Here is a 14,039-nt window from a genome sequence, read left to right as displayed (position 1 = left end):
TGAGATAAAGTGCGGTGCTTTTAACACTACTTTTGAGGGAATAAAAATGAGCTTAAATTCCGTTTTAAAACAAGGAATAGCGATTGTGCTTGGATTAGCTGCACTAGGCTTTATTTCTGTTGCAAATGCAGACACGGCTAAAAATAGTGAAGTTAGTCCGCTCATTTATGAGCCACAATTAGAAAACCAACGTGATCCAAACCAATATTGTGCTAAGTGTCATAAATTAGAAGCAAATGATAGTCAGTCAGGTGGAGATCTTCACTTTGGTAAATTCCTTGGAACACACTTATCTGAAAAAAATCCTAATACAGGTAAACCAATCACTTGCGTAAATTGTCACGGTAATATTTCAGAAGATCACCGTCGTGGAGCAAAAGACGTGATGCGTTTTCATGGTGATATTTTTGGTGATAAACAGCCAATGTATACTGTACAAGAACAAAATCAAGTGTGCTTTGCTTGCCACCAACCCAAAAAACTACAGGAAAAACTGTGGGCACATGATGTACATGCCATGAAATTGCCTTGTGCAAGCTGCCATACTTTACATCCTGCTAATGATAAAATGTCAGGCATCCCACAAAAAGAACAAGTGAAACTTTGTGTAGATTGCCATGGTGAACAGCAAAAACGTATAGAGGCGTTAAAATCGCCACATATTTATGCGACCGAACAAAAGGATAAAAAATGACAGTTTGCTCACGCCGAAACTTTGTTTCTGGCATGGGAGCATTAATCCTCATGACGGGAACATCAATTAAATCAGTGGGACACCAGATTAGCGATGAGAAAAAGCCAATTCGTTATGCAATGTTACATGATGAAACTGCTTGTATTGGCTGTACTGCATGTATGGATGCTTGTCGCGAAACAAACCAAGTTCCAGAGGGTGTTTCACGTTTGGAGATTATCCGTAGTAAACCTTATGGCGAATTTCCAAATGCGGAATATGAGTTTTTCCGCCATTCTTGTCAACATTGTAGTAATGCACCTTGTGTTCATGTATGTCCAACAGGCGCATCTTTTGTTGATCCAGAAACTGGCATTGTCGATGTGCACAAAGACTTATGTGTAGGCTGTCAGTATTGTATTGCCGTGTGCCCATATCGTGTCCGTTTCATTCATCCAGTGTATAAATCTGCAGATAAATGTAATTTCTGCCGTGATACTAATCTTGCACAAGGGAAACAACCTGCTTGTGTTGAGTCTTGCCCGACGAAGGCATTAACTTTTGGAGATATGAATGATCCAAACAGTGAAATCGTGCAAAAAGTAAAAGAAAAACAAGTCTATCGTACAAAAGTAGAGTTGGGAACGGATCCAAATCTTTACCATGTACCTGCGAAAAGAGGGGAGCTCAGACGATGAACAGTCCATTTCATTTCCCGTCTTTAGTATGGGATCATACCATTGCAGTTTATTTGTTTTTGCTTGGGATCTCCGCAGGGGCAACAATGTTAGCAGTGCTGTTAAAACGAGTGATACTCGTCGGACAAGACCCTGCCGAAAACAATGTTATTCGCTGTACAGCTTGGCTGGCGCCATTGAGTATTATTGTTGGTTTAGTGATTTTAATTTTCCACCTAACTAAACCTTGGACATTCTGGTATCTGATGTTTAATTACAGCACAACATCCATTATGTCGATGGGAGTCATGTTATTCCAAGTATATATGCTGTTCTTAATTATTTGGCTAGCTATTATTTTCCATAAGTTAGTGGCAAATTTAATTGAGAAATATGCTAAGCCTTTGGTGTTTGTGAATACACTTATTGCGATTGTAGCGAAGTTTACAGATTTAATAGAGATTATTTTAATCCTATTATCTGTACTGTTGGGGGCTTATACTGGCTTTTTATTATCTGCTTTAATAAGTTATCCAATGCTGAATAACCCCGTGTTACCAATTTTATTTTTAGCATCTGGTACTTCGTCTGGTATTGCTGCCTTGATTTTCTGTAGTTTACTTTTTACTAAAGAAGAAACGCATTCTAAATCACTCGCCTTCTTACATAAGGTTGAACTGCCTGTGATTTATATTGAAATCTTCTTACTTGCTGCCTTCTTTATTGGTTTATATTTAGGTGGTGGGCAGAAAACTGTTGCATTTGAGACCGCTCTTTTAGGTGGTTTCTGGGCAAATGTATTTTGGTTTGGTGTTGTCGGGATTGGTTTAGTATTACCACTTTTCCTTAATGTAGTGGCAACGGATAACTTAAAACATAATAAAGGCTTTATGCTACTGGTTTCTTGCTTAGGATTAATCGGCGTGCTATGTTTGCGCTTCTTTATTCTCTACGCAGGTCAAATGACATTAGCATAATGTCGCCAGAATGAGTAATAAGGGCGGATTCCCTTGCGCTACATGGGGTTCGCCTTTTTAATTTATTGACTTAATATTTCATTTCTCTAGAGTCATGAGCTGAATATATGATCCCTGAACTTGGTTTTTATGCACTGATTATTGCTACTTTTACGGCATTATTGCTCGCAATAGTGCCACATATCGGTATTTTTCAAGCTAAGCCAACTAGGATTAGTTTGGCATGGAATTTGAGTTATTTACTTGGGATTTTCACTGCGATTGCTTTAGTCAGTTTAGTTTATTCATTTGCGGTAGATGACTTTTCTGTGCAATACGTTGCTCATCATTCTAACTCCCAATTACCGCTGTTTTTTAAGCTATCAGCAACATGGGGAGGACATGAAGGCTCCATGTTATTTTGGCTGTTTGCCTTAACGCTTTGGACAATGCTGTTTGCTTTTGCTAGCCGAAAGTTGGACCCTTTTATTTCAGCACGTACTTTGTCCGTTTTGGGCTTGATTTGTTTAGGTTTTTGTTGCTTTATTCTCTTTTTCTCTAATCCATTTGAGCGTGTTTTTCCACAAGCTTTGGAAGGACGTGATCTTAATCCCATGTTGCAGGACGTTGGGTTAATTTTTCATCCACCCTTATTGTATTTAGGCTATGTAGGTTTCGCGGTTAATTTTGCGATTACGATTTCCGCATTATTAAGTGGACACTTAGATGCCGCGTTAGCTCGTATGATGCGACCTTGGGTGCTCGTTTCTTGGTTATTTCTTACTTTAGGCATTGTATTAGGTTCATGGTGGGCATATTACGAATTAGGCTGGGGAGGCTGGTGGTTTTGGGATCCTGTAGAAAACGCATCGTTAATGCCTTGGTTATTAGGATTAGCCTTATTACATAGCCTTTCTATTACTGAACAGCGCGGTATTTTTAACTATTGGACTATTTTATTTTCTTTACTCGCCTTCTCATTCAGCTTACTTGGTACATTCATTGTGCGTTCTGGTGTTTTGACTTCAGTACATGCCTTTGCTGTTGATAGTGAACGTGGAATTGCTTTACTTATATTATTCTTTTTACTGACAGTCAGTGCATTGACTTTATTTGCATTACGCGTAAATTTAAAACAAAGTGCGGTGCGTTTTGGCCTAATTTCAAAAGAAAACGCCATTCTATTACTGAATATTTTGCTGACTATTGCAACATTAAGCGTATTTCTTGGCACTTTTTATCCCATCTTATTTACTGCTTTTCAGTGGGGATCAATTTCAGTTGGGGCACCTTATTTTAATACGATCTTTTTACCACTATTTATTATTATCATACTTGCGATGATCGCTGTTTTATCATTACGCTGGAAAACTTATTATCGACCTGCTTTATTGAAACGTAGTTTATTATTGATACCCGCTTTATTTATTGCTTATTTCATGATTAAGCAATATGTTCAAGCTGATGAAGGACTGCATTTTAATCTGACTGCTTATATTTTATTAAGTTTAAGTATATGGTTGTTATTTGCGACAGTTTGGACGAGTTGGTATAAGCTGTCTTTACGACAATTAGCAATGGTAATCGCGCATTTAGGTGTGGCTATCACCGCGATAGGCGCTATTATGAGTAGTTATTATAGTAGTGAAATTGGTGTGCGTCTTGCACCAAATCAACGGCAACAACTGGGCGAATATCAATTTCATTACCTTGGTTTTAAAAATGAAATTGGTCCTAATTATACTAGTGAAAAAGCTGAATTTTTGGTTTATAAAAACCAGCAAAGATACGCAACGATTTATCCAGAACGACGCTATTATGATGTACGCACTATGAATATGAGTGAAGTCGGTATTGAATGGGGCTGGTTTGGTGATGTGTATATTGTCATGGGAGATAAGCTAGGTGAAGGGGAGTTCACTTTTCGCTTACAATATAAGCCCTTTATTCGCTGGCTATGGTTTGGCGGTATCTTAATGGCACTAGGCGCTTTATTCGCAACATTGGCGTTATGGCGCTCAAAACACATATAGACTAAAGACATGCTAAGCAAGAAAAATCTTATGCAACATAGTAATATGAAAAGGCTCCTTTTATTTTCACCTCTTTTTGTCATTTTAGCGGTTTGCTTATTACTATTTATCGGTTTACAGCAAGATCCGAAAAAAATTGTATCTGCCTTGATTGGTAAGCCTATACCTGAATTTTATCAAACAAATTTATTAAAAACGGAACAAGTTTTAACGAATAAAGATTTACCTCATGGCACCTTTTTATTAAATGTGTGGGGGAGTTGGTGTAGTTATTGTAAGCAAGAACACCCCTTTTTAATGGAGCTAGCTAAGTCTATCAAGATTGTTGGGTTAAATTACCGTGATCGAGCCCCACATGCTGTAGCGATGTTAACTCAAATGGGCAATCCTTTTATCTTAACGATTAATGATAGTAAAGGTGAGCTGGCGTTAAGTTTAGGTGTAGATGGTGCGCCCGAAACCTATTTAATTGATCAATATGGCATTGTTCGCTATCGATACTCTGGGCCATTAAATCCACAAGTATGGCAGCAATGGTTTGTACCAGAATTGCATAAACTAGAGGCAAAATAATGAAAAAGTGCGGTTGGTTTTGGGGGAGTTTTCTCTTGTTTATGGTTACGTTTGTCCAAGCAAACATAGTGGATACTTATGTATTTAAAAGTAGCGAAGATCGTGTGCGTGCTGTTGAGTTAGCTAAATCATTACGTTGCCCGCAATGCCAAAACCAAAACTTAGTTGAGTCAAATTCACCGATTGCTCATGACTTACGTATTGAAGTGTATAAAATGGTGGATGAAGGGCAAACGAATCAGCAAATTATTGATAATATGACCACAAGGTTTGGTCATTTTGTGTTGTATAAGCCACCATTTCAATGGACAACGCTTATTTTATGGGGATTACCATTTACATTGTTACTTTTGGCTATCCTGTTGATGTTAAGGTCTATACATCGTCGTGCGATAAGTGAAAGAGAAAAGGAAACAATAGAATTGGCGATCGAACAACAGAAAGCATTACAACAATTGTTGAAACAAGTCGAGCAAACAGGAAAAGAAAAATGATGTGGTGGGGATTATTGATTTTTGCGGTGATTATTATTGTGGTAAGTAGTTTGCCTTTCGCAAAATGGAAAGATTGGCAATGTAATTATCGCCAGCAGAAAAATGTCGCTTTGTATCGCGAACAAATGTCAATGAATCCAAGCCAAGAATTAGCTCAAGAGTTTGCAGAGCGTCTATTAGATGATGAAAAACTGTTGCAAAATCGACTGCGCTTTGAACAATTATCTGTACACAAGTCAAACATGTTTTTCACTAAGGCGATGTTATTGATTGTACTATGTTTATTGCTATTACCTGCATTGTATTATTTTTCTCTTGATCGTTATCAAGCAGTACAACAAGGGGAACAAGCATTTTTACAGCAACAGATGCGTTTGATGGAACAAGCAATGTCACAACAAAATGAAGATAAAATCCTACAAATTCAACAGAAATTACGTCAAGATCCAAATCATGCAGAGAATTGGTTCGCTTTAGGGCAAGCTTATATGGAGAATAATGAGTTTGGGCATGCGTTAATTGCCTATCGAAATGCGGAACAACTAATCGGCTCTCAGCCGTATATTTTAGGTGCAATTGCTACTGCGATTTATTACCAGTCAAATCAACAGATTACTTTACCAATTCAAGAGTTATTGCAACAGGCATTAAATCAAGATCCACTAGATACCGCGAGCTTATCTTTGATCGCAACAAACGCATTTGTAGAAAAAAACTATCAACAAGCCGCAAAAATCTGGCAAAAAATGTTAGACTCAGAGCGTTCAAATTTAGATCGTAAAACCTTGATCCAACGTATTCAGATGGCTGAGCTGTTACAGCAGTCAAAATAACGCAATATATTCACTGGTTATTATAGATAATCAGGCTAAGCTTAAAAAATCAGCGCATCTATATTTCACTTATGCGTATTTAGTTCTCTAAACAACTATAGGCAATATTTTAATTGTACTCAACAACATGGACAACTATTCAGAAATTATCATTACTGGTGCAGGTGCGGCAGGTTTATTCTGTGCCGCTCAAAGTGCTAAACTCGGTAAACAGGTCACTCTTTTAGATAATGGGAAAAAAATCGGGCGTAAAATTTTGATGTCTGGCGGTGGTTTTTGTAACTTCACTAATCTTGATGTCACACCACAACATTATCTTTCTCAAAACCCACATTTCGTTAAATCTGCACTAGCCCGTTATACTCAATGGGATTTTATTGCAATGGTTGTGGAATACGGTATTGCTTACCATGAGAAAGAGTTAGGGCAATTATTTACTGATGAAGGTTCAGAAAAGATTGTTGAAATGCTGGAGACAGAATGTAACAAAAATCAAGTTAAGATTCAATTACGTCAACAGATTACACATGTTGAACAACTCGCAGATCCTGATAAAGCTCGCTTTAAACTCATAGCAAATGGGCAAAACTGGTATTGTCACTCATTAGTGATTGCCTCAGGAGGATTATCAATGCCAGGACTTGGCGCTTCGCCATTTGGTTATCATATTGCGGAACAATTTGGACTGTCAGTTATTGCACCACGAGCCAGCCTTGTGCCCTTTACTTGGCGTGAAAATGATAAATTTTATACCGCTCTTTCAGGCATTGCTCTCCCTATTACTGCCACAGCAAAATGTGGTAAATCTTTTACTAACAATATGTTATTTACACATCGTGGTCTTTCTGGTCCCGCTATTCTACAAATTTCCAATTACTGGCACCCCAATGAAGCAATAGAAATTGATTTGTTGCCTTATCAGAATATTCGAGAGTTTTTACAACAATTGCGTGTTACTTCACCAAAATTGCAGCTTAAAAATGCTTTAGTAAAAGTGTTACCAAAGAAGTTGATTGAGTTATGGTTGGAGCAGCAACTGATTCAGGATCAAGTGATTGCTGATATGAATAAAATAAGCTTACAACAGCTTGAAGATTTCATTCATCATTGGCAATTCATCCCAAATGGCACTGAAGGCTATCGAACCGCGGAGGTCACAATGGGAGGGATCGATACTCAGCAAATTTCCTCTAAAACCATGGAGTGTCATCAAGTCAAAGGGCTCTATTTTATTGGAGAAGTGCTTGATGTGACAGGATGGTTAGGTGGTTATAACTTTCAATGGGCTTGGAGCTCAGCTTACGCTTGTGCAATAGCGTTGTCTGATGCTTAATTCAATAGAAATCTTTAATTAATTTTAGTTTTTTAATAGCTGATTTCAATTGAATTGATAGATTGAGTTCAAAAGGTAAGTCGATATAATGCCATCAAAATTTAAAGGATGAAGAGAAGTCCCTTTATTATTTTGTAATCCGTTGTACTTCTACTCACAATCTAAAATTATAAGGAGTTATATTATGTCTAAATGTCCATTTGATCATGGTTCAGCGACTTTAACTAACGCAGCTGGTGTTCCTGTTGTTGATAACGATAATACAATGTCAGCAGGTGCCAAAGGCCCATTACTTTTACAAGATGTTTGGTATCAAGAAAAATTAGCACACTTTGCACGTGAGCGTATTCCTGAGCGTGTTGTTCATGCAAAAGGTTCTGCTGCTTATGGTACATTCAAAGTAACACATGATATTACTAAATATACGAAAGCAGATTTATTTAGTCATGTTGGTAAAGAAACACAAGTTTTATTACGTTTTTCAACTGTGGCAGGTGAACGTGGTGCAGCTGATGCTGAGCGTGATGTACGTGGTTTTGCATTAAAATTCTATACAGAACAAGGTAACTGGGATTTAGTCGGTAATAATACTCCAGTATTCTTTATCCGTGATCCATTGAAATTCCCTGATTTTATTCATACACAAAAACGTAATCCGCAAACTAATATGCGTGATGCAAATGCAGCATGGGATTTCTGGTCACGTCATCCAGAATCATTACACCAAGTTATGATTCTTTTTAGTGATCGTGGTATTCCAAGTGATTTACGTCACATGAATGGATACGGTAGCCATACTTATAGTTTTATCAATGCACAAAATGAACGTTTTTGGGTGAAATTCCATTTCAAAACACAACAAGGTCACAAATTCTATACTAATGAAGAAGCGGCTAAGGTTGTGGGTGAAGATCGTGAATCGAGCCAAAAAGATCTTTATGAAGCAATTGAGCGAGGTGAGTTCCCTCGTTGGAATGTGCAGGTGCAAATTATGCCAGAAGCAGATGCGCACAAACATAACTATGCGTTTGACTTAACAAAAGTGTGGCCACATAAAGATTACCCTATGATTGATGTTGGTGTACTAGAATTAAATCAAAACCCAATTAACTACTTCGCAGAAGTTGAACAGGCGGCGTTTGCACCTTCTAACATCGTTCCGGGAATTGGTTTCTCTCCAGATCGTATGTTACAGGGGCGTTTATTCTCATACCAAGATGCGCAACGTTACCGTTTAGGTGTTAACCATCATCAAATTCCTGTAAATGCACCAAAATGCCCATATCACACAACACATCGTGATGGTGCAATGCGTGTAGATAACAATGGTGGTACACATCCTAACTATGCACCAAACCGTTTTAATACTTATATACCGACTCACCAACAAGAGCCAGCATTAGAATTAGAACGTTCAGCAGCGCATTTTGATTTCCGTGGTTATGATGAAGATTATTATACACAGCCAGCAGCACTTTATAACCTATTCGATGCAGATCAAAAAGCACGTATAGCAGCAAACCTTGCAGCAGGTTTATCTGCAGTAACTGATAGTGAAATTGTTGAAAAACAATTAGCACATTTTGAGAAAGTCAGTGTTGAGTTAGCAAATGCAATTCGTGCGAATTTAGCAAAATAGTATTTTGATAAGAACTTTATGATTTTGGCTTGAGGAAACTCAAGCCTTTTTTATGAGAAAAAACAGTCTTATATAAACATAATTTTTCCTGACCCAAATATACCTATCAACGTTTAATCCAATAACGTTGAATTATTTTACCATCAAGTCTGATTTCGTTTTCTAGCACACCATTATTTTTAATAATGACTCTACTTGAGGCAATATTGTCTTTATCACATGAAATCATCACTTCTTTGATCCCAAGCTCATCTGTTTTTTCTAACGCGAGAGCGAGCATTTCTGTCGCATAGCCTTTTCGCCATTCTTGTGGATGGATAGAGTAGCCAATGTGACCACCATATTGTAAAAGATGGGGGGGTAATTCATGTCGGATATTAATCATGCCAATCATGCGATTTTCGTTATTATGCCATGCAAGATAGGAGCTATCCTTTACTTTTTTTTCATAACCGAAAAGATGAGTGCCAGCAGGTGCTTGGATATAGTCCAACCAATCAGCAAAATTTTTTGCTGAAAACTGCTGTAGTTGACTTGCGCCATGCAATACAAGATCAGCAGCTTGATAGGCTTGTTGATAATTTAGAATTTGATTTTTATGCGTTAAATTGGGTTGGATTAAGGTTAAACGTTGCATATATTTCTCTACTTTTGACTGTTTATAACTTAGCATAAAGACTTCTTTTACTCTAGCCAAATTTGTACAGTTGATAAAATCTCGCTAAAATAGACCGCACTTTTTGCCTGAGTTTATGCACTTCAAGGATGCTTTTTTATGTCACAACCCCGTTTTGTTCATCTGCGTGTTCACAGTGATTTTTCAATGATTAATGGAATAGCTAAAGTCAAACCATTAATTAAAGCCTGTGTGGAAAATAATATGGTGGCAATGGGGTTGACTGACTTTACCAATTTTTGTGGTCTAGTGCGTTTTTATGGCGAAGCGCTGTCTTCGGGGGTTAAACCTATCATTGGTGCTGATGTGTTAGTTAAAAGTGATCTTTTAGGGGATGAGCGCTTTGAACTGACTTTATTAGCAAAAAATAATGAAGGTTATAAAAACATTACATTATTACTCTCTAAAGCCTATGAGCGTGGTTACCAAGATTTACCTTATATTGATCAAGATTGGTTAATTGAACATCGTGAGGGCATTATCGTCTTGTCTGGTGGACATCAGGGCGATGTAGGTAAAAAATTATTGAAAGATAATCAAGCAGATCTAGAAAGTGCGGTTGCTTTTTATCAAAAATATTTCACAGACCATTTTTATCTGAGCTTGAGCCGCACTGGGCGTCATGATGAAGAACGTTATGTCAAGCTTGCGTTAAACTTAGCACAATCCCATTCTATCCCTGTTGTCGCAACAAATGACGTTGTTTTTTTACATTCAGATGATTTTGAAGCACATGAGATTCGTGTTGCGATTCATGATAGCTATACTCTTGATGATCCTAAACGCCCAAAACTTTATACCGAACAGCAATATTTTCGTTCAGAGCAGGAAATGTGTGATTTATTTGCGGATATACCTTCTGCTTTAGAGAACACACTGCTAATTGCACAACGTTGTAATGTCACCATACGCTTAGGAGAATATTTTTTACCACAATTTCCAACAGGTGATCTCTCTACAGAGGATTTCTTAGTCAAGAAATCGAAAGAAGGGCTAGAAGAGCGCTTAAAAGTATTATTTCCTGATGAAAAAGTGCGGTTAGAAAGGCGGTCAGAATATGATGAGCGTTTACAAGTTGAACTAGACGTGATTAATCAAATGGGTTTCCCTGGCTATTTCCTGATCGTGATGGAGTTTATTCAATGGTCGAAAGATAATGACATTCCTGTAGGACCAGGACGTGGTTCTGGTGCAGGTTCACTCGTTGCTTATGCATTGAAAATCACTGACCTTGATCCGTTAGAATTTGACTTGCTTTTTGAGCGCTTTTTAAATCCAGAACGTGTATCTATGCCCGACTTTGATGTTGATTTTTGTATGGATGGGCGTGACCGTGTGATTGAGCATGTCGCGGAAACGTATGGACGAGGTGCGGTCTCGCAAATTATTACTTTTGGTACGATGGCTGCAAAAGCCGTCATCCGAGATGTTGGTCGTGTCTTAGGACATCCTTATGGCTTCGTTGACCGTATTTCTAAACTCATTCCACCGGATCCTGGCATGACGCTTGCTAAAGCATTTGTAGTGGAGCCTCAGTTACAAGCAATTTATGATTCTGATGAAGAAGTGAAAGCTCTAATTGATATGGCGCGTAAGTTGGAAGGAGTTACTCGAAATGCAGGTAAACATGCTGGTGGTGTTGTTATTTCCCCAAGCTTAATTACTGATTTTTCGCCTTTATATTGTGATTCCGAAGGTAAGCATCCAGTAACACATTTTGATAAAAATGATGTGGAATATGCGGGCTTAGTAAAGTTTGATTTCTTAGGGTTACGTACATTAACGATCATTAAATGGGCATTAGATATGATCAATACCCGTTTAGCAAAAGAAGGTAAACCTGCTGTTGATATTGCAACAATTCCGCTAGATGATCCAGATTCCTTTGAGTTATTAAAGCGTGCAGAAACTACAGCAGTATTCCAGTTAGAGTCACGGGGGATGAAAGACTTGATTAAGCGTCTGCAACCCGACTGTTTTGAAGATATTATTGCACTAGTTGCACTATTCCGGCCTGGTCCTTTAGAGTCAGGGATGGTACAAAACTTTATTGATCGTAAACATGGTGATGAAGTAGTTGCTTATCCTGATAAGGATTATCAACATGAAAGTTTAAAACCAATTTTAGAGCCAACTTATGGGGTTATCGTATACCAAGAACAAGTCATGCAAATTGCACAGGAGCTAGCAGGCTATACATTAGGTGGTGCGGATTTATTACGTCGTGCTATGGGTAAGAAAAAACCAGAGGAAATGGCTGCACAACGAGAAATTTTTGAACAAGGCGCTATTCAGAAAGGAATTGATGGTGACCTTGCGATGAAGATTTTTGACTTAGTAGAAAAGTTTGCAGGTTATGGCTTTAACAAATCTCATTCGGCAGCTTATGCGTTAGTTTCTTACCAAACGCTTTGGCTGAAGACTCATTATCCAGCTGAATTTATGGCAGCAGTAATGACTTCGGAAATGGATAATACTGATAAAATTGTTGGTTTGTATGATGAATGTATACGTATGGGATTAACAGTTTCTCCACCTGATATTAATACTGGTAAGCATCATTTTAGTGTGAATGAACAAGGTGAAATTGTATATGGAATTGGAGCAATTAAAGGTGTGGGAGAAGGTCCAATTGAGGCGTTAATTCATGCTCGTAACCAAGGCGGTATTTTTAAAGATCTATTTGACTTATGTGCACGGGTTGATTTGAAGAAAATTAACCGTCGGACTTTTGAAAGCCTAATTTTGTCAGGTGCATTTGATAAATTAGGTCCTCATCGTGCTGCATTATCAAAGAATCTTGAAGACGCTTTAAAAGCTTCTGATCAACATGCTAAAGATGCTGCAATCGGTCAAACTGATATGTTTGGAGTTTTAACAGAAAGTTATGAGGATGTAGAAAAAGCTTATGCGAGCACACCACCTTGGCCTGAAAAAGTTATCTTAGATGGTGAGAGAGAAACTTTAGGTCTATACCTCAGTAGTCATCCTGTCAGTCGATATTTGAAAGAACTTTCTCATTATAGTGCGACACGTTTGAAAGATTTAGTGCCTAATTATCGTGGTCAAATCAGCACTGCAACTGGTTTAGTGGTTGCGTCACGATTTGCGGTGACTAAAAAAGGGAACCGTTTAGGTATTGCTACCTTAGATGATCGTTCGGGACGTTTAGATATTACTTTATTTGCTGATGCATTAGAAAAATTTGGGGATAAATTGCAAAAAGATACGGTTGTGGTTGTATCTGGGCAAGTGAGCTTTGATGAGTTTTCTGGTGGATTAAAAATGGCAGTGCGTGAGTTGATGACATTGGATGAAGCTCGTAGCCGTTATGCGAAAGGGCTTGCGATATATTTATCACATGAAAAAATCACCCCTATATTTATCCGTGAATTTAAAACAATGTTAACGCCTTATAGTGGTGGCACATTACCTATTAATATTTATTATGATAGCCCTCAGGGGCAATGCCGTCTCAAAATGGGAGTGCAATGGTCAGTCAATCCAACGGATGAATTATTAGCTGAATTGGCAAAAAATCTAGGTGAAAGTGCAGTGGAATTGGAATTTAAATGATGAAAAAAGCTTTAATTAGTTATGCTATTTTATTGTTTCCTATTGTAAGTTTTGCGACTGATTTTCATCAGTTAGTCAATGATGCACGTAAGCAAATTAATATCACAGTTGGTTATGATCCCGCTTACCGTAAGATCGATTTTCCAATGGGTGATGTGCCGATACATACTGGTGTATGTACGGATGTTGTTATTCGTGCTTACCGTCAGCAAAAAGTTGATTTACAAAAATTAGTTCATCAAGATATGAAGAAAGCTTGGGCAAACTATCCCAAAATTTGGGGGCTTAAAGCAACAGACACAAATATAGATCACCGCCGTGTACCTAATTTGGAGACTTTTTTTAAGCGGCATGCTAGGTCACTTTCTTTGACAGATTTATCCTCTTTTAAAGCAGGTGATATTGTCACATGGCGTTTACCTCGTAATCTACCTCATATTGGTATAGTGTCAGATAAAAAGAGCAAAGAGGGTATTCCATTGATTATTCATAATATTGGTCAAGGAACCCAAGAAGAAGATATTTTATTTAAGTATAAAATAATCGCGCATTATCGTTATTAATAATTAATAGGAC

At 37.8% G+C, this 14,039-nt stretch carries 12 protein-coding genes; 11 read left to right on the top strand and 1 reads right to left on the bottom strand.

Annotation, left to right across the window (positions count from 1 at the left end; all coding sequences use genetic code 11):
- The first annotated feature begins 46 nt into the window (after positions 1-46).
- The 9 genes from nrfB (at position 47) to DYE19_RS06540 (ending at position 9,211) form a co-directional block, all read left to right on the top strand.
- Positions 47-694 carry a cytochrome c nitrite reductase pentaheme subunit gene (gene nrfB / locus DYE19_RS06580; RefSeq protein ID WP_115323039.1) on the top strand — a complete coding sequence of 216 codons (648 nt, stop codon included), beginning with the start codon at positions 47-49 and terminating at the stop codon, positions 692-694.
- Positions 691-1,371: a cytochrome c nitrite reductase Fe-S protein gene (gene nrfC / locus DYE19_RS06575; RefSeq protein ID WP_115323038.1), complete on the top strand. Its 681-nt coding sequence runs from the start codon at positions 691-693 to the stop codon at positions 1,369-1,371. The genes nrfB and nrfC overlap by 4 nt, the downstream gene beginning before the upstream one ends.
- A complete protein-coding gene (gene nrfD, locus DYE19_RS06570; protein ID WP_115323037.1) occupies positions 1,368-2,327 on the top strand; it encodes a cytochrome c nitrite reductase subunit NrfD in 960 nt (319 codons plus the stop codon). The genes nrfC and nrfD overlap by 4 nt, the downstream gene beginning before the upstream one ends.
- Positions 2,328-2,434: 107 nt before the next feature.
- Positions 2,435-4,339, top strand: coding sequence for a heme lyase NrfEFG subunit NrfE (nrfE, locus tag DYE19_RS06565; protein WP_115323036.1), 1,905 nt, complete (start codon positions 2,435-2,437; stop codon positions 4,337-4,339).
- Between the two features lie 45 nt (positions 4,340-4,384).
- Positions 4,385-4,912 (top strand): DsbE family thiol:disulfide interchange protein, encoded by a 528-nt coding sequence (locus tag DYE19_RS06560; RefSeq protein ID WP_115323588.1) that lies wholly within the window; start codon positions 4,385-4,387, stop codon positions 4,910-4,912.
- A complete protein-coding gene (gene nrfF, locus DYE19_RS06555; RefSeq protein WP_115323035.1) occupies positions 4,912-5,406 on the top strand; it encodes a heme lyase NrfEFG subunit NrfF in 495 nt (164 codons plus the stop codon). The genes DYE19_RS06560 and nrfF overlap by 1 nt, the downstream gene beginning before the upstream one ends.
- Complete coding sequence (locus DYE19_RS06550; RefSeq protein ID WP_115323034.1) at positions 5,403-6,239, top strand: tetratricopeptide repeat protein; 837 nt, start codon at positions 5,403-5,405, stop codon at positions 6,237-6,239. The genes nrfF and DYE19_RS06550 overlap by 4 nt, the downstream gene beginning before the upstream one ends.
- Positions 6,240-6,366: 127 nt before the next feature.
- Complete coding sequence (locus tag DYE19_RS06545) at positions 6,367-7,572, top strand: BaiN/RdsA family NAD(P)/FAD-dependent oxidoreductase (RefSeq protein ID WP_115323033.1); 1,206 nt, start codon at positions 6,367-6,369, stop codon at positions 7,570-7,572.
- Between the two features lie 184 nt (positions 7,573-7,756).
- Positions 7,757-9,211, top strand: coding sequence for a catalase (locus DYE19_RS06540; RefSeq protein ID WP_049216238.1), 1,455 nt, complete (start codon positions 7,757-7,759; stop codon positions 9,209-9,211).
- Between the two features lie 106 nt (positions 9,212-9,317).
- On the opposite strand, the gene DYE19_RS06535 is transcribed toward DYE19_RS06540, so the two are convergent.
- Complete coding sequence (locus tag DYE19_RS06535; protein ID WP_255313119.1) at positions 9,318-9,884, bottom strand: GNAT family N-acetyltransferase; 567 nt, start codon at positions 9,882-9,884, stop codon at positions 9,318-9,320.
- A gap of 102 nt (positions 9,885-9,986) precedes the next feature.
- Between DYE19_RS06535 and dnaE the strand changes: the two genes are divergently transcribed.
- Positions 9,987-13,463 (top strand): DNA polymerase III subunit alpha, encoded by a 3,477-nt coding sequence (dnaE, locus tag DYE19_RS06530; protein WP_115323032.1) that lies wholly within the window; start codon positions 9,987-9,989, stop codon positions 13,461-13,463.
- Entirely contained in the window at positions 13,463-14,026 is a 564-nt protein-coding gene (locus DYE19_RS06525; protein ID WP_049216297.1) for a DUF1287 domain-containing protein, read from the top strand. The genes dnaE and DYE19_RS06525 overlap by 1 nt, the downstream gene beginning before the upstream one ends.
- The last annotated feature ends 13 nt before the right edge of the window (positions 14,027-14,039 follow it).

It is taken from the genome of Pasteurella canis (assembly GCF_900454865.1).
Lineage (GTDB): Bacteria > Pseudomonadota > Gammaproteobacteria > Enterobacterales > Pasteurellaceae > Pasteurella > Pasteurella canis.
This window is presented reverse-complemented; position numbering and strand designations above follow the sequence as displayed.